Source organism: Dyadobacter koreensis, assembly GCF_900108855.1.
Lineage (GTDB): Bacteria > Bacteroidota > Bacteroidia > Cytophagales > Spirosomataceae > Dyadobacter > Dyadobacter koreensis.
In genome coordinates this window covers 264,426-281,265 of record NZ_FNXY01000001.1, presented here as the reverse complement: position 1 = coordinate 281,265, position 16,840 = coordinate 264,426, and the positions used below count along the sequence as shown (strand labels likewise).

The window sequence follows — 16,840 nt, the reverse complement described above, 5'->3', positions numbered from 1 at the left end:
TAAAATCAGATCATGTTAAAAAATATAATAGACAAGCCCGTAACCGCCACGGTGATCTCTGTCGTGTTACTTATTTTGGGTATTCTCGGCCTGATTCGGTTGCCCGTAACCCGCTTTCCCGATATTTCGCCGCCGACCGTGATGGTCTCCGGTGTTTACCCCGGAGGAAATAGTGAGGCTGTTATCCGTTCTGTTGTAACACCCCTTGAAGAGCAGATCAATGGTGTAGAGAATATGCAGTATATTAAATCAACGGCCAGCAATGACGGTTCTTTCTCGATTTCTGTGATTTTCAAGCAGGGCGTAAATCCTGATCAGGCCGCTGTGAATGTGCAAAACCGCGTACAGCAGGCAACTCCGATATTGCCGCAGGAAGTAATTCAGATGGGACTTACGACTTCCAAGCAGCAGAACAGTATGATTATGATCTTCAATGTATTTACGACAGATAACAGTAAATACGACGAGCTTTTTTTACAAAATTATGTCAATATCAACCTGATTCCTCAAATAAAGCGCGTGCCTGGGGTAGGACAGGCACAATCGTTCGGAGCCAAGGATTATTCGATGCGTGTGTGGCTTAATCCGCAAAAAATGGCAAGCTACGGCCTGGTTCCATCCGATGTGAACCGGGCAATTGCCGACCAAAGCCTGGAAGCCGCCCCCGGTAAATTAGGGCAGGAATCGCACGCTGCACTGGAATATGTCATGCGTTATAAAGGGAAAAAGAATCAGCCCGCTGAGTACGAGAACATTGTAGTCAAAAGAAACGGCACAGAACTGACCCGTTTGAAAGACGTAGCCAGGATTGAATTTGGTTCTCTGAATTACGGCGGAAATACAACATCCAACGGGAAAAACGCTATTACCATTGCAATTCTGCAAACGACAGGTTCGAATGCGAATGCAATTGAAATCGGCGTACAGGATGTGCTGGCAAAAGCTTCCAAGTCTTTTCCTCCCGGCATTGAATATACCAGTTTGATGAGTACAAAAGAGCGTTTGGACGAAGCAACGAGTCAGGTTAAGTCAACATTGATCGAAGCCTTTATTCTTGTGTTTGTCGTGGTATTTATCTTTTTGCAGGATTTTCGCTCCACCATTATTCCGGCCATTGCGGTTCCGGTTGCTATCGTGGGCACGTTCTTTTTTCTGCTCGTGTTTGGCTTTACGATCAATGTGCTGACACTTTTTGCCCTGGTGCTTGCGATCGGTATTGTGGTCGATGACGCCATTGTCGTCGTAGAGGCTGTGCATAGCAAAATGGAAGGGTCTACGATGACAGGAAAACAGGCGACGCATAGCGCGATGAGCGAAATTACGGGCGCAGTGATTTCCATTACACTCGTGATGTCGGCGGTATTTATTCCGATCGGATTTATGACGGGTTCGGCCGGAATTTTCTACAAGCAATTTGCCTATACGATGGCTATTGCCATCATAATCTCGGCCGTTAATGCTTTGACGTTGACACCGGCACTCTGCGCATTGCTATTAAAAAATACGCATGCAGAAGAACATAGGCAAAACGCTGTTCACCAGGGTTTTAAGAACCGATTTTTTGCGGCTTTCAATGCAGGTTTTGATAATCTGACAGGAAAATACATCACCGGGCTAAAATTTCTGATCAAAAGAAGATGGCTGGGCGCGGGCCTGATTGTGATGATTACTGCGATTGCCGGTTGGCTGATGCTGAGCACACCGAAAAGTTTTGTTCCTATGGAGGACGATGGTTTCATTATTTTCAGTTTAAGTATGCCTCCCGGAACTGCGCTGGACCGTACCACAGCCACGGCCGATAAGATCGAAAAGATTCTTTCTGGCAACCAAGCGGTACAGACCAGCTCCATCATCACAGGGTTTAACATTCTGTCTAATAGTGCCAGCCCTGCCTATGGAATGGGTTTTATCAAACTCCGGGATAAAAAGGATAGGGGAGCCCAGAAAGATATTGATTCGATTCTGGCTAATATGACCGCACAATTTTCAACTGTTAAGGAAGGGGCAATTATGGCGTTTAGAAGCCCGCCGGTGGAAGGGTACGGAATCACCAGCGGTGCCGAAGTCGTTTTGCAGGATAAAACTGGAAAGGATGCCACCAGTTTGAAAGCGATGTCAGATAAAGTGATTGGACAGATTATGAAGCAGCCAGGCGTACAATTTGCCTACACTACATTTCGCACTGATTTTCCGCAATTAGAAATGGAAGTGGACAACGAAAAAGCCCAGCAAATGGGGGTGAGCGTGAGCGGAATGATGGGTACGATCCAAAGCTATTTTTCTGGCGACCAAAGTTTAAACTTTACAAAATTTGGTAAATTTTACCGGGTAAGTATCAAAGCGGACGGTGTCTTTAGGATGGATCAGCAGGCGTTCAATGAGATCTTTGTGCGCAACGATCTGAATCAGATGGTGCCTGTAAAATCGCTGATCAAGTTGCATAAAGTGTATGGGCCCGAATCGGTGGATCGCTACAACTTGTTCAATGCCCTGAACATTACCGTAGTTGCATCGCCAGGCGTCAGTAATGGCGATATGATGGAAAATCTGGAAAAGAATGTGTTTGAGAAATTGCCTTCAGATTATGGTTATGAATGGACTGGTCTTAGCCTTGAAGAAAAGTCAGCAGGAAACCAGACAATATTTATTTTGGCACTGTGTTTGCTGTTCGTGTATTTTCTTCTGGCAGCACAGTTTGAAAGCTACCTGATACCATTCGCTGTTCTGCTTTCGATCCCAACAGGTATGATCGGCTCGTTTGTGGCCACCAGAGCCATTGGTTTTGATAATAACATTTACGTGCAGGTCGGGCTTATTATGTTGGTAGGACTCTTGGCTAAAAACGCCATCCTGATCGTTGAATTTGCCGTTCAGAGGCGTTATTCGGGGCTATCGATTATCGAGTCTGCCATTGAAGGCGCAAAGTCGAGGCTTCGCCCGATCATTATGACATCGTTTGCTTTTATTGTGGGCATGATTCCGCTCATGGTAGCCAAGGGAGGTTCTGCCGCAGGTAACCGGTCTATCAGCACGGGTGCCGCAATGGGCATGCTGAGTGGTGTTATCCTGGGAGTATTTGTTATACCGCTGCTTTACATGCTTTTCCAATATTTACAGGAAAAAATATCAGGCACAAAGCAAATCATAGTCCAACCTATTAATGAGCCATTATGATATCGTTTAATAAAAATATAGTAACCGCACTTATTTTGGCCGCAAGCCTGTCATCCTGTGTGGTGGGAAAGAAATACCAGCGTACAGATCTGAATACACCCGGACACTTCCGCACTACTCTCGCTGTTACAGCCGACTCTGTGCAATTGCCTTGGAGGACTTTCTTTCGGGAACCGCAGCTGATCTCTCTGATCGAAAAAGCATTAAATAAAAATAATGAAGTGGCCGTGGCCGTCAAAAACATCGAGCAGCTAGATCTGGCCGTAAAACAGGCCAGAATGGGTTTGTTACCCACCGTAAATTTGAATGCAGGCGCAAGCCGTGCGTGGTTATCTAAGAATTCGCTGAACGGATCTTTGAGCGAGCAATTTATTGGAACTTCTTACATGGACGATTATTCGGCAACCCTGCAGGTTTCCTGGGAAGCGGATATTTGGGGCAAGACCAAAATGCAGAAAGAAGCTGCCATAGCTAATTATTTCGGCCAGCAGGAAAATCTGTACGCCTTAAAAACACGTATTATCAGCCAGGTCGCTCAGGCCTATTACAACCTGATCAGCCTGGATGAACAGCTGAAAATTGCCAGGCAGAATATTGCCCTCAGCGACAGCACACTGCATATGCTACAACTGCAATACAACGCAGGGCAAATTAATTCTCTGGCTGTGGATCAGGCAGAGGCCCAAAAGAAAACGGCAGAACTGCTCGTGCCGTTGGCCATGCAAAACATTGCCGTTCAGGAGAATGCATTAAGTATCCTTTGTGGCAGTTATCCTGATCGTATTGTGCGCGAAGGAAGTTTTGCAAAAGCGAAGCCCAACGCAGCTTTTGCATCTGCAATTCCTGCACAGCTACTTAGCCGCAGGCCTGATGTCAAGTCTGCGGAGTATGCAGTCGTAGGCGCCAATGCGAGAACTGGCCTTGCCAAGGCAGCCATGTATCCGGCATTCAGTCTTACCCCGCAAATCGGAGCAAATTCATTTAGGTTCAACAGATGGTTCGACCTGCCCGGGTCGATGACAAGGACTCTGGCTATCAATTTGACGCAGCCAGTATTTCAGAAACGGGCTTTGCGGACCGGATATGAAAACGCTGCCTTGGATCAAAAAATTGCGGTCATTCAATTCAAACAAACAATGCTGACCGCAGTAGGCGAAGTATCTGATGCCATGGCCCGGTCGGCTGGTGCATCTGAAAGAATCATATTGGCCCAAGAAAGAACGGCTTTGTTAAATAAAGCTACGAACGATGCCTTGAAATTGTATAAAAGCGGCATGGCAACTTATCTGGAAGTAATTACAGCTCAGAATAACCGGTTACAAAACGATCTGGAAGCTATAACAATCCAGTTAGAGCAGCTCAATGCGGTCACTGACCTTTATAGGGCTTTGGGTGGAGGGGTTGAGTAATAATGAAGAGTGGCCTGCCCGCAGTGTTAATTTCGGGCAGGTTACAACTGAATGCGGTCCATGCCGATGTCCTTGGTGATGAAGCAATTTTATAGATTACGGGGTTAGAAGAAAACATAAATCAGCTACCTGTGCTTTCTTTTCCGACATAGATGTAAACCTGGTTAAGTTATTTCTTATGCCGGCGATTTTGATGAGTATGGATGGGAGTTAGAAAAGGATATCTGTTTGAAAATATGTGCAGAACATCAGCGTGGCAAGCATTGTTTTGAGTGGCCGGCTTTCCAGGTTTTGATGCTCGATCATGTCTGCTGAGCTGCAATATGTCGCCATTTTGAGTCTGGGTACATTCTGCGCTGGTGATTTTCGACAGATGAGATTGTGCCTTTTGCAGAAACGATACGGAAGGCTGGCATGGCCTTCTTCATTTTTAAGAAACATTCCCTGAAACGCTCAGGAAATGTTCGGAACTACTTACACAAACTGACCCGGCAAAATATTCAGTCATAGAATGCCAGTTCTGATTTTACTTTTTCGTAGAGGGAGGTAATGCGGAATACCATGTTTAGACAATCTTTCTGGGACATCTGGTCTATCGTATTGATAAATGCATTTGCCCTGACTTGACCATCGTTGTCGATAACTTTTCCTGCTTGTTTCAATTCTAAAACGATATTTTCCCACTCTGGATTTAGTTCAGCAGAAAAATAATTGCTGCCGATCACATTAAAATAACCGGCTTGTTGCTTTAAGATTTCTTTTGAGACCGTCGCATGTATGTTAAGATTTGAAACGAGTTTTGATAGTTCGACGTAGACAAAAATATTGGTTTTTGACATGGTGAATATTTGCGTAAAGGAGGGCTAGTAAAAAGATATAAATAATGGTTTCAGCGTAAAATCAAGTAAACATTGAAATCTGTATTGTCATGCAATTATTAATTTAAATTGATCCTGGTATTGTTAAAAGATATCAGCGTATTGATTTACTATGGTGATGATTTAACCTCGAAGACAACGACCTTGTTATTGCGTTCCTTTTGGTTATCGAAAGGACAAAAGTGGGGAAGTTAAAACAAACAAACCTGCCATTTTACTGAACAAACCTGCCAGATTTGGTCTCGAGCGTTATAATAGGTATTAAATTTTTCCTTTGAAGCTGCGGACATGTCGTTTCATAAGTTAACTTTGATTATTTAGCCCTTCAAAACTCACATATGGATCTTAACCTGCCCGATACAACGTTCGACCTTGAATACTTTTATGAATTGTCGCCGGATTTACTTTGCGTGGCTGGTTATGATGGTTATTTTAAAAAAATTAACCCGGCTGTCTCAAAAACTTTGGGTTATAGCCTTGAAGAGTTAATGTCCAGGCCAATAAATTCCTTTGTGCACCCGGACGATCGGAATGTTACGAATGATAAAAGGGAGAGCATCAAAACAAATAAGCCACTTCTAAATTTTGAAAACAGGTATTTGACAAAATATGAAGAAGTGGTCTGGCTTTCCTGGACCTCTATGCCGATTGAAAGGGATCAGGTAGTATTTGCAATCGCTAAAAATATTACCTATCGTAAAAAACTGCAAGAATTGCGAAGAATCTCTGATAGCCTGGGTTTGTCGGCGGAAATAAAAGAAATTTTCAGTGATAACAAGACGACCGTTCAAAAAGAAGGAAATATACATGGTAAATTCTCCGGCATACTTCTAGACGAAGAACCTTCTGCGGCCGACCTTGCCTGGTTGCAGCAGTTCGAAGAGCTTATCAGGAAATACATAGGGAAAGTAGATCTGAGCCATAGTTTGATTTGTAATGAATTGGGTATCAGTGAAAGAGCACTATTTAGGCGTGTTAACAGAATAGCAGGAATCACCCCAAGCCGTCTGGTAAGAATCATTCGTTTACAGATTGCTTTGGAACTTATCAGAACAGGCAAATATCGCACTATTTCGCAGGTGTCGGCCATGGCTGGCTTTCATACTCCTTCCTATTTTAGTAAGGTATTTGAAAAAATTTATGGAATTGAGATATTGAAACTGCTAAAATGAAAGAACAATTGCGAAGACTTATTGCCAGATTATCTGAGTTGTATTGCTGATACAGCCTGCGTTTGCAATGCTGTATATTAGCCAAAATGGCTCAAAGAAATTTTCAATATTAGGTTGGCCTAGCGGGCATGCTCGACAATAAGATATAGGAACACCGAAATCCGGCGTTCCTATATTATATTTCTCAATATTCATACATAGTGCGTTAGGATTGACAGTAACCTTGTGTCAGGCTGTTTTTTGTCAGTCATGATCTTTGATGATATCTTCTTAAATTCCGCAGGGTGATACTTTCCCATACGGCTTAAAAGCAAGTCAGAGTAACTTCTAAAGCCGAGATAAATAAAATCTACGATTAAAATAGGTTATGCGGTAACTGGCACTGTTCTAATCATTAACCTTATCTTATATGCATTGCGTTTGCCTTTTAGCGAATTGAAACGCCCGCGCTGGCATAACCCGCTATCGAGTTGATCAGACTTATGCCAGAAGCTGTCGCAGAATAAACGAGCAGGAACCGATCCTGCGCGTTTACCGGAATATTTAAGCCTGTGGTGATCCCCCTAGCAATTGAGCCGATCGTTAAAACACCGGTGTAGGCAGGCAGTGTTACCACCGCACCAGGAACCGGGATAAAAGAGTTATCTGAGGTAGATTTATACAATTGAGCAGTGACGTTAAGCGATGTACCGATCAATGCAAGTGCCAATGTTGTACTGAAATAAGCTGAAATTGACTCGATCGTTCCCGAACGCGGTGCCGAGAATGCAAAATTAAGCAGTGTTCCCGCCGTACCTGTTAGATCAATGGTAGATCCCAGCACGCTAACCCCAGCAGCAGAGGAGCCGAAACCAAGCAAGGAACTTGTTCCCGCAAGACCGCCAGCAACGGTCGTTAAAACCACAGGCGTACCAGAAGCGAAAGGTATTATAGCGCCGCCGCCAGTGCTGGAAACGAACGGAACCCAGGCTGTGCCGTTATAATAGTAGAAACCGGGCGTCTCATTGTTTTGAAAAATCAATAGTCCGGTTGCTGGCGAGGCGATCAGATCTCTTTCAGCCCGGCTCATACGTGGAATCAGTATTCCTTTGTTGGTTGAAGTCACATCAAGCTGAGCACTTGCATCGGGCGTAATAGTTCCCACACCCACTTGCGCCATTGCACCTACCGAGCACAGAAGCAATAAGCATAGAGAGTATACCATTCTTGCTGTCGACAGCCTCTGAAACTGTGGCTTGCCGATTGATTTATATAAATTTTTCATGATTAAATAGCGTTTGGTTTTTTATTGTTTGATTACTTTGATCACGTTTATTGCGCCGTCACTTTTTGTCATCTGAACCAGATAAAGACCCGCCGGAAAATTTTTCATATCAATTTCAGCAGATGGCGTTATACCTTCGGATTCAAAAAAACAGATGCCCTGACTGTTCAATAGTTTGACACTGACAATGTTTTTCCAGTCATCCGCCTTGATGCTGAGCTTTTCGACGACCGGATTTGGAAATAAAGAGGCCTGGAAATTAGTGCTAAATTGCAGCTCGCAAATCTTACTGTAAGCATAAGACTGATCTTTATCAATCATTTTCAGCCGGTAGAAATTTGAACCCGAAAAGGGTGTGGCATGCGAATAGCTGTAAGATTTCAGACTCTGACTTTTTGTTGCTGCCTGGATACTTGAAAGCACTGTCCATCGTTTAGCATCTATGCTGTGCTCTACATCAAAGTAATCGCTGTTTCGTTCAAAGGATGTCAACCAGCTCAACTGCGCTATATTTCCTTCTTTTATTGCCGTAAAATCAACCAATGTCACAGGTAATGCTCCTGGTTGCGCAGCCGTAGCGGCACTTAAGGTGATAGGGCCGGCCAGGTCGTTGTAGATATAATGCGAAGTTGTATTGACTACACTACCGGTTGTAATGACCACAGCAGCATCCTTGTGAACAACCTGAAGCAACGTTTCGGTATTGCCATTAATTTCAGAAACCTGGTAAAACAGACCCAGTCTGCCGACAAAATTGAAAGGCGCATCAAAGGTGTAAACCCTTGCAATGCTAGGAGGTGAGCCGGCAAGTGCAATAGGTGAAATCGTCAGGGTTCTGTTGATAATTGAAAAAGCCGTAGTGGGCCGGAATGTAAGACCCTCTATATAGACGTCAGTACCAACACTTGTGAAAAATCCGCTGCTACCTGCTGTAAACTGCGCGGCGGCTTGTAAAGAATACAATAAAGCAAGCTGGCAAAAAAGTAAATAACGTTTCATGCGCTTTAAGATTAAAGTGATAAAATCCAGAAATAGAATAGAAATAATTCTATATTGTTCTACAAGTAAATGTATTGTAAATAAAATTATTTAGATAATTTAAGTGATAAAATTAATAAATTGTAGTATAAAACTTAGTTAACGGTCATGATATTACTAGTGCTCTTCGCTTATGGCCATAGGAGAGACTCAATCAATCCATAGCGTTAGATTATCTTTACGAATCATTTCTACATACAGCATTGTTATGGCATACCTCTAAGATGCCGGCTAACAATACTTGATGTGGTGCTTAAACTGCCACGTTTTGCCACGGCTTTCAGCTTCATCATCTTTTAATTGTAGCAGGGGAGCATCATTTGTATTTCCTTACTGCAAGGAGTGGGACGATACTAGAAGGTCATACTGGACACCGAACGAACTACCTTAGTAGCTATGTCTGAATAATATGGAATTTACAACTTGTGTAGGAGTGAGACACCTATTTTTCCATTGAAAGGTAATTGTAGAACGAAACATTCGCCAATCAAATAACAGGACAGTAGCCAGCTAAAGCCCCTGCCGAAGTAAGAGGGGCCGAAAAGAAACTTTGCAGCGATGCTTCGAATGCATGCTGAGTACAATTGTAAGATGGAGATTTGTAATATTACCTTTTGAACATAAGAACCCTTCGCAGTAATCAGGCCGTAAGAATTATTTTTTTTAAAACGCATTTTACGCTCTTGTGGCGCTGTAAAGCTTTAAAGGAGTTTATCCAAGCGGAAAATTTTGTTTCAAAAGGTAGTAGGCCAGGTTAGGAAAGAGATGCTGTTTACGCAAAATGGCTTACCATTTTCGGTCTAATCAGATCAACAAAAATTGTCTGAACGGTTTTTATAAGGTTAAGGGCGAATCACTCGAAAGTAGGTGCCGATAGTTTTTCCCAACAGGTACCTGGCTGCCATTGTTAAGAAATATGGTATTGCCTTCGATATAATGGATGAATTCCTTGTTCAGAATGTAGGATTTGTGAATCCTTATAAAAGAGCCGGGAGGCAGCTGCTGCTCAAAGCTGATCAGCGTTCGAGGGGTTAGTATAAATCTTTTCTGACCCCATACCTTGACATAATTGCCTAAGCTTTCCAAATAAAAAACATCATCGAGCGGCACTTTCACAAGCCTTTTGTCAGACTTTACATAAATAAAATTCGGGCCGCTAACCGGGTTTATATCCTGCTCAGGGCCGGTGCCAGCACTTGGCTTCCGCAGATTCAACTGCGTCTGCGCCCGGTTGACAGCTTTCAGAAATCGTTCAAATCGAAATGGTTTCAGAAGGTAATCACAAACCTCCAGATCGAAACTTTCCAGTGCATGCTCCTGATGGGCTGAGGTGACAATAATTAACGGTCGCTGCTGCAAAGTTCTGATAAAATCCAGTCCGCTTAGTTTCGGCATATGAATATCCAGAAATATCAGGTCGACTGTCTGCATACTTAAAAATGTAAGGGCTTCTGTGGCCAGATAACATTGCCCAACGTTTTGCAGAAACGGAATATCTGCCATGTAAGCCAGGATCACTTCATGCGCAAGGGGTTCATCGTCAATGATCAGGCATCTCACACTCATAATTTTCCAGTTCCAGGTGTACGTTAAATGTAATATTTTTCTTTTCAATTAGAAGTTTGTGCCGGCCGGGATATAACAAATCAAGCCGCTTTTGTAAATTGTTCAATCCAATTCCGGACTGATTTTCAATACCTGGCTGAAAGGAATTCCGGCAGGTAAAGTAAAGTTTATTCTGTCTTGTTTTCAACGTAATATGTAAAAATGCTTCAGCGCCGCAAGGCTCAATACCATGTTTAAAAGCATTTTCTATTATCACGATCAGCAGTAGCGGCGCGATATTTAATTTTGTATTTTCGGTGTCGTAATCAAAGCGAAGGTCGAATTTGTCCTTAATCCGAATCGATTCCAGCTGGATATAATCTTCCAGATACCGCACCTCATCTGCGATTGGTACTGAATGGTCCTGCGCTTTATAGATGACATAACGCATCAAATCGGCCAATTGAAGAATGACCTGCGGGGTTTCTTTGGATTTTTGTAGGCTAAGGGCATACAAATTGTTAAGGGTATTAAAGAAAAAATGCGGGTTCAGCTGTTGTTTTAAAAGATTGAGCTGCGCCTGGTTTTTTTCCTTTTCCAAGGAAACAATCCGTGAGTTTTGTTTAGACCACTGCGTGGCAAGAAGTACAGGGAGACTGATCAGCAAAATGATAATGGCACCAAACGCATTTTCCCAAACAAAAGGATTTTTGGAAAAAACTCCTCCCAATTGTTTACTGAAAGGTAAGTCAGAAAGCAGTTTCCCCATCGACGGATAGAAAATACCTACTGTGGCCAAAGAGCTTAGAATATACAGCACCATCCCTTTTTCTTTCAATACTTTTGCAACCAGAATCCTGCTGTTGATCAGAAAGAAAACATAACCGCACAAATACATCAAAAGCAGTTGAGCTGCATACGATAAAAATGTATCAAACAGGGAAAAAATCTTGACCAGACTGAACTCAAATCCAATTAAAAATTGACCTTTTGAGTCATACAGTGGATTGCCCAGGCTTGAAACTGCCATGGCTGATAAGGTCAACGCAATGAGTGTGAGCGAAATAAAAACTGCCTTTTCCAGGCTCATGTGCTTTACCCACTTGGCGGTTAACAAGCGGCGATCAAAATAAGCATTGGCTGTAAGGATCATTTCCAGACAGAAAGTGCAAACAGCGCCTAACAGAATAATTTCCCATACCCGTTTATTCTGATGAAGCATAAGGCTGCTTAATAGCGCCAGCAGTGGAAGGTAAATTCCAAAACAGAAAATGCGGTAACGCAGGTAGCTACGCGGGGTAAGCGATTTTTGCAAGCGTTCCTGATTCCAGACGAAGCCCAGCACTGGGCTTTGGGACACCGCAAGGGTTATTATACAAAAGAAATAGGTTTGCCAGCTGCCATCATGGCTTTGCGCCTCAATAATGGCAATCCACATAAAAAGCCCTGAATATAGCCAAAGCTCTAGCCGACGGGGAAACAGCCTGATTTTTTGAATCCATTTTAACATAAGCCTTAAAGAAACCGCAGAAATTTGGGTCCGCCAAATAAGAATGATGAAAGCGTCATTTTTGGTGATATGGGTCTAAAATAAACTCTTAACCTATTTAAAGGGAAGTTTGTCCTGAAAAGTGATGCGCCTGTCATCCATTTTGGGCAGGAACTTGGGCATTGAGCAATTTTGGGTAAATATCAAATATCTTTAATCGCAAGGCAATGCAACGACTGAAAATCGAACATCTGACAAAAACCTACCCCAATGGCGTAAGGGCGCTGCAAGACGTGTCGCTGGAAATTGGAAACGGCATGTTCGGGCTATTGGGTCCCAATGGCGCAGGAAAGTCCTCCCTGATGAAAATTTTGGCCACATTACTGCAGCCTGATAGCGGAGCCGTTTTTTTGGATGGAACCGACATTGGGAAAAACCCATATTTTCTTCGGAGCAAACTTGGGTATCTGCCGCAGGATTTCGGCGTTTATCCCAAAATTTCAGCAGTGCAATTGTTGGATCATCTCGCTGTTTTGAAAGGCATCGCCAATAAGGAGGACCGAAAGCAGCAGGTTCAGGCACTGCTTCAGCAGACTAATCTATTCGAAAACCGAAGACAGGCTGTCAGTACTTTTTCAGGCGGCATGCGGCAGCGCTTTGGCATTGCCCAGGCGCTATTGGGTAATCCGCAGCTGATCATTGCGGATGAACCAACCGCGGGGCTGGACCCAAAAGAACGTAACCGTTTTCACGATCTTTTAAGCGAGATAGGCGAGAAGGTGATCGTGCTGCTCTCCACCCATATTGTCGAAGACGTACATGATCTTTGCCCTGAAATGGCTGTACTTACCGGTGGTAAATTAATTTTAAAAGGCAAACCCTCAGCGTTAACCGAAAAACTAGCGGGCAGAGTCTGGCAAAAAATGGTCAGCAAAGAGGCATTGAGCATTCTGCAGGCTCATAGCCATGTAATCTCAACGCGCTTTATCCATGGCAGTACGCAGGTTCATGTATTATCTGAAACTAAACCCGATAGCGGGTTTCAGCCTGTGGAACCCAGTTTGGAAGACGTTTATTTTTCCACGTTAACAGGCTCCCGGCAGCCGGGAAGGGGGCAGTTTTTATGATGCTGAACCTGCTTGGTTTTGAAATGAGATATCATTTCAGACAAACTGTTTTTCAGGCCTTGTGTGCATTATTTTTTTGCCTGGGCATTTTAATGCCCCATGGTAGCTTCGGCGGACCACAAATTGATAAGAACGGACCCTACGTGATTAATTTCATTGTTTGCCTCTTATCTATTTTTCTGCTGTTTGTCAGTGCATTATGTTGTGCCAATGTAGTGCTTAGGGATAAGTCCCACCAGACAGATGCGTTAATTTATTCGACCGGTGTTAGTAAAAGCCTCTATTTGGGTATCAGATTTTCTGGATTGCTTCTGTCTGTATCGCTGGTAATCTGTACCGCCGTGGCAGGGATTTTGATAGGTTCATTTGGTATTCCAGCCCTTCCGAAAACGGATTTCCAACTGCAATATTACTTGCATCCACTTGTGATGTTTGGGCTTCCCAATGCGTTTTTTTGCAGTAGTCTGATCTGTGCAGTTGCCCTCCTGACGCAAAATGTCAGCGCTGTGTATGTATCAGCAGTCCTTCTTTTTATCCTTTATTTTACGGTTTCAATTTTAGGCAATTCTCCGCTTATGGCTACTTCTGCGTTAAAATCAGGCGGACCGGGGCTATGGTCTGTGCTGGCAGATCCATTCGGATTGACTACCTTTTTCAGTGAAGTGAAAAGCTGGCCCGCCACGCGCCGAAATCAGGATCTTTTTCCAATCACAGGCGCATTACTTGCAAACCGCTTGGGGTGGAGCTGCATTGCCCTGCTTGCCATTCGATTCAGTTTCAGTCGCTTTACGTTTAGTCCGGTTTCTGTGAAGCTGCCGCAAACCACTCAAATTGTGTCAGTCTCTTCAAAAGAAGAAATTTACAGTCCAGTAGGGGTCAAAAGCTTCGGCATTCGTTATTACATTTCTGCCATGCGCTCGCAGTTACGTATAGAAATCGAAACGCTTTTCAAGCAGAAACTTTTTTTGGTACTTGTGGCACTTTGGGTGTTTTTGTATGCAGTGGAAGTGCATGAGAACCTGCTTCACGGCCCATATGACATTCGTTTCTTTGCGACTACCGCACTGGTGATAGAGCAGTTGCTGCCAGTGCGGATGGCTTTGATACTACTGGTTTTTTACGCATCCGAGCTCATTCATAGGGAGCATGCAAGTGGCATGCATGCCATTGTCTTTTCTGCACCGGTACCCAATGCCGTTTTGTTTTTAACAAAAATCTTAGCGCTCTCAGCGGTCATCACGGTATTGATCAGTTGTAATATCATAACGGGAATTGCATATCAGCTCAGTTCAAATGATAGCCAAATTTCGCTTTTGGCTTATGCTTCATTGTTTTTTTACAGTGGTTTTCAGCTGTTTCTCTTTGTGTTTTTTATCTTTTTTATTCAAACCATTGTTCCGAATAAATATCTGAGCATGATGCTGAGCCTGGTAGTAACCGGATTGTGTATTTTCGGAAAAATGCTTGGGATAGAAAATCCTTTGCTCCGTTTCGGATCTGCGCCTGAACCTTTTTACACGGTCATCAATGGTTTTGGGCACTACGCTTATTCGTTTCACGGCTATATGCTTTATTGGACATTTTTAGCTTCACTACTAGGATTGCTCACGGCCCGGTTATGGCCCGACGGAAGGCACGATACCTTTTGCAGGCGGATCAGGGCCGGGCTCCGCCTTTGGAATGCTGGGACAAAAATTACGGCACTTTTGTGCCTACTTCTATTGATTTGCACAGGATTCTATATAACTCAAAAAAGTAGTGGCACCGCTCTTGGAAGAGATAATAAAAACGACGTTCAATGGCAAAAAAGGTATGAACAGAAGTATAAAGCCCATGCAGCAGCCATGCAGCCGGTGATCACGGCGGTTAAAATCAGTACTGACATTTATCCCGATGAACAAACTTATTCGGTATCAGGCAAATACACTGTGAAGAATAAATCAGCATCTGTTATCTGCATGCTTTGGGTCGGCGTAGATCCATCCGTAAATCTGATCAACCTCCAAATAGCGGGAGCTGTGCTAACTAGGTCTGACAAGGCTTTCAAGCAGTACTTTTATCAACTGGAAAAACCGCTGTTGCCGGGAGCCGAAACGACACTGAATTTTTCATTGCGAGCAGACCGCTCGGGCTTTAAGCGGTTTGATAGCGAAAATGCTGTGGTAAGTAACGGCAGCTATGTCGAACTGGAAAAATTTTTGCCTTTTTTTGGGTACAATGAAAGGTTTGAGCTGGATGATCCCCAGATCAGAGAAAAATGTGGATTAACCAGTTGGACTTTCCCATCGGTGATTGGGGACCAATATAACCAGGTCGATTTTGAAAATACCATCTCGACGGCTGCCGGGCAGCAGGTAGTCTCAGTCGGCCACCTGAAAAAATCCTGGAAAATAGCCAAGCGAAGTTATTTTTATTATAAAACAACGCGGCCAATATCGTTTATGTTTGCGGTAAGCAGTATGCGTTATGCGCTCAGAAAGGAAATTCAAAATGGCGTTACTTATCAAATCTATTATCAGCCCGGGCAATCACAAAACCTGCCAGCGATGATGCAGGCCATGAAGGACGCTGTACGTTATGGAAATGCACAGTTTAGTCCATACCCTTTCAAACAGATTACCCTAGCCGAGATTCCCGCTTACCGAGGTGCAGCGACCGCGTATCCGGGCGTGATTTTCGCCAGCGAAAAGTATAATTTTTTGGTTGATGCCAAAGACGCTTCCCGGCTGAATTTTGTATACTTAACAGCCGTTCATGAGACCGCGCATCAATGGTGGGCTAATAAAATCAGTCCGCAAGATGGCCCCGGCAGCGCGCTTTTAACCGAATCACTTGCGAAATACACCGAGGCAATTGTAGCCGAAAAACGGGTGGGTAAAATCAAGCTCAGCAGGTATCTGCGAAGCGATAATGAACTTTATTTTAGTTTGCGCAACAGCTCCGGTCATAAGGAACTCCCTTTGTATAAAACCTGGGGACAGCCCTATGTTCATTACCAGAAAGGCGGATTAGCTCTGTATGCGATTAAAGAATGCCTGGGCGAAGAACGCATCAACAGGGCGCTTGCAGCCTTGATTGATAGACATGCTTTCCCAAATCAGAAACCATCCGCGGAAGACCTGATCAATGAATTGACCCGAAATGCTACGCCGTTTGAAAAAACTCTGATTGAAAATCATCTGAAAAAGGTAGTGGTGTATGACAACAGAATTCAGGTGCTTTCAAGAAAGTCGATCGGCAATGGGCAGATCCGTTTAAAACTACTTGTTTCGGTCTATAAAACAGATGAAACACAGGAGAAACCAAAAAAAATGAACACCGATGATCTAGTCGATGTTGCCATCTTTGGAGTCGGTTCGTCACAGGGCACATCGGGCAAACCCATTTATTTTCGGAAGTATCATTTTAACAGACCGCAGACAGTTATTGAAGTTGTGGTTGGCAAAGAACCAAAAGTTGTGGAAATAGATCCTTACAGTTACATGCTGGACAGCGATCATGATAACAACTTTGCTACTTTCTAAACACTTGATGCCGTAGATATGTGAGCAATATATAGGGCAAGGTTTTGCTAGTTTTTTAAAATTCGGCATTTGACTGCTTACTGCCTTTGGTTTTAGGAACAGTATCTGGTTTTCCATATGATTTATACTTTTTCAGTTTCGGTCATCAGCCAAAGCCGGGCGGATTCATAAGTCTTGCTTTTAAGTCAGCAGTAATATTTATCATATATCTTAAATTTAA

At 43.5% G+C, this 16,840-nt stretch carries 10 protein-coding genes; 5 read left to right on the top strand and 5 right to left on the bottom strand.

The window, feature by feature from the left end; genetic code table 11:
* The first annotated feature begins 12 nt into the window (after nucleotides 1–12).
* Both BMY70_RS01195 and BMY70_RS01190 read left to right on the top strand, forming a co-directional pair.
* Nucleotides 13–3,174, top strand: a complete 3,162-nt coding sequence (locus BMY70_RS01195) for an efflux RND transporter permease subunit (protein WP_090331033.1) — start codon at nucleotides 13–15, stop codon at nucleotides 3,172–3,174.
* On the top strand, nucleotides 3,171–4,583 hold the full coding sequence (locus tag BMY70_RS01190; protein ID WP_090331030.1) for an efflux transporter outer membrane subunit: 1,413 nt from the start codon (nucleotides 3,171–3,173) through the stop codon (nucleotides 4,581–4,583). The genes BMY70_RS01195 and BMY70_RS01190 overlap by 4 nt, the downstream gene beginning before the upstream one ends.
* 500 nt (nucleotides 4,584–5,083) lie before the next feature.
* Here the strand turns inward: BMY70_RS01190 and BMY70_RS01180 are convergent, their stop codons facing one another.
* Complete coding sequence (locus BMY70_RS01180) at nucleotides 5,084–5,422, bottom strand: hypothetical protein (protein ID WP_090331025.1); 339 nt, start codon at nucleotides 5,420–5,422, stop codon at nucleotides 5,084–5,086.
* Between the two features lie 377 nt (nucleotides 5,423–5,799).
* On the opposite strand from BMY70_RS01180, the gene BMY70_RS01175 reads away from it, so the two are divergent.
* The gene (locus BMY70_RS01175) at nucleotides 5,800–6,633 is read left to right on the top strand and encodes a helix-turn-helix domain-containing protein (RefSeq protein ID WP_090331023.1); all 834 of its coding nucleotides are present in this window, start codon (nucleotides 5,800–5,802) and stop codon (nucleotides 6,631–6,633) included.
* A 427-nt stretch (nucleotides 6,634–7,060) separates the two neighbouring features.
* Here BMY70_RS01175 and BMY70_RS31515 read toward each other — a convergent pair whose 3' ends face one another.
* The 4 genes from BMY70_RS31515 to BMY70_RS01155 form a co-directional block, all read right to left on the bottom strand.
* A complete protein-coding gene (locus tag BMY70_RS31515) occupies nucleotides 7,061–7,897 on the bottom strand; it encodes an exosporium glycoprotein BclB-related protein (RefSeq protein ID WP_090331020.1) in 837 nt (278 codons plus the stop codon).
* Between the two features lie 21 nt (nucleotides 7,898–7,918).
* Nucleotides 7,919–8,896, bottom strand: coding sequence for a T9SS type A sorting domain-containing protein (locus tag BMY70_RS01165; protein WP_090331018.1), 978 nt, complete (start codon nucleotides 8,894–8,896; stop codon nucleotides 7,919–7,921).
* Nucleotides 8,897–9,769: 873 nt separating this feature from the next.
* The gene (locus tag BMY70_RS01160; protein ID WP_090331015.1) at nucleotides 9,770–10,501 is read right to left on the bottom strand and encodes a LytR/AlgR family response regulator transcription factor; all 732 of its coding nucleotides are present in this window, start codon (nucleotides 10,499–10,501) and stop codon (nucleotides 9,770–9,772) included.
* Nucleotides 10,476–11,918 (bottom strand): sensor histidine kinase, encoded by a 1,443-nt coding sequence (locus tag BMY70_RS01155; protein WP_177196924.1) that lies wholly within the window; start codon nucleotides 11,916–11,918, stop codon nucleotides 10,476–10,478. Before BMY70_RS01155 ends, BMY70_RS01160 begins: the two co-directional genes overlap by 26 nt.
* 278 nt (nucleotides 11,919–12,196) lie before the next feature.
* On the opposite strand from BMY70_RS01155, the gene BMY70_RS01150 reads away from it, so the two are divergent.
* Nucleotides 12,197–13,096, top strand: coding sequence for an ABC transporter ATP-binding protein (locus BMY70_RS01150; protein ID WP_090331008.1), 900 nt, complete (start codon nucleotides 12,197–12,199; stop codon nucleotides 13,094–13,096).
* 23 nt (nucleotides 13,097–13,119) lie between these two features.
* Entirely contained in the window at nucleotides 13,120–16,620 is a 3,501-nt protein-coding gene (locus tag BMY70_RS01145; protein ID WP_177196923.1) for an ABC transporter permease/M1 family aminopeptidase, read from the top strand.
* Nucleotides 16,621–16,840 lie beyond the last annotated feature (220 nt).

Bases quoted from the DNA above. Each gene is read 5' to 3' on its own strand.
- BMY70_RS01195 (WP_090331033.1), top strand. From the start codon at position 13: ATGTTAAAAAATATAATAGACAAGCCCGTAACCGCCACGGTGATCTCT.
- BMY70_RS01190 (WP_090331030.1), top strand. From the start codon at position 3,171: ATGATATCGTTTAATAAAAATATAGTAACCGCACTTATTTTGGCCGCA.
- BMY70_RS01180 (WP_090331025.1), bottom strand. From the start codon at position 5,422: ATGTCAAAAACCAATATTTTTGTCTACGTCGAACTATCAAAACTCGTT.
- BMY70_RS01175 (WP_090331023.1), top strand. From the start codon at position 5,800: ATGGATCTTAACCTGCCCGATACAACGTTCGACCTTGAATACTTTTAT.
- BMY70_RS31515 (WP_090331020.1), bottom strand. From the start codon at position 7,897: ATGAAAAATTTATATAAATCAATCGGCAAGCCACAGTTTCAGAGGCTG.
- BMY70_RS01165 (WP_090331018.1), bottom strand. From the start codon at position 8,896: ATGAAACGTTATTTACTTTTTTGCCAGCTTGCTTTATTGTATTCTTTA.
- BMY70_RS01160 (WP_090331015.1), bottom strand. From the start codon at position 10,501: ATGAGTGTGAGATGCCTGATCATTGACGATGAACCCCTTGCGCATGAA.
- BMY70_RS01155 (WP_177196924.1), bottom strand. From the start codon at position 11,918: ATGTGGATTGCCATTATTGAGGCGCAAAGCCATGATGGCAGCTGGCAA.
- BMY70_RS01150 (WP_090331008.1), top strand. From the start codon at position 12,197: ATGCAACGACTGAAAATCGAACATCTGACAAAAACCTACCCCAATGGC.
- BMY70_RS01145 (WP_177196923.1), top strand. From the start codon at position 13,120: ATGAGATATCATTTCAGACAAACTGTTTTTCAGGCCTTGTGTGCATTA.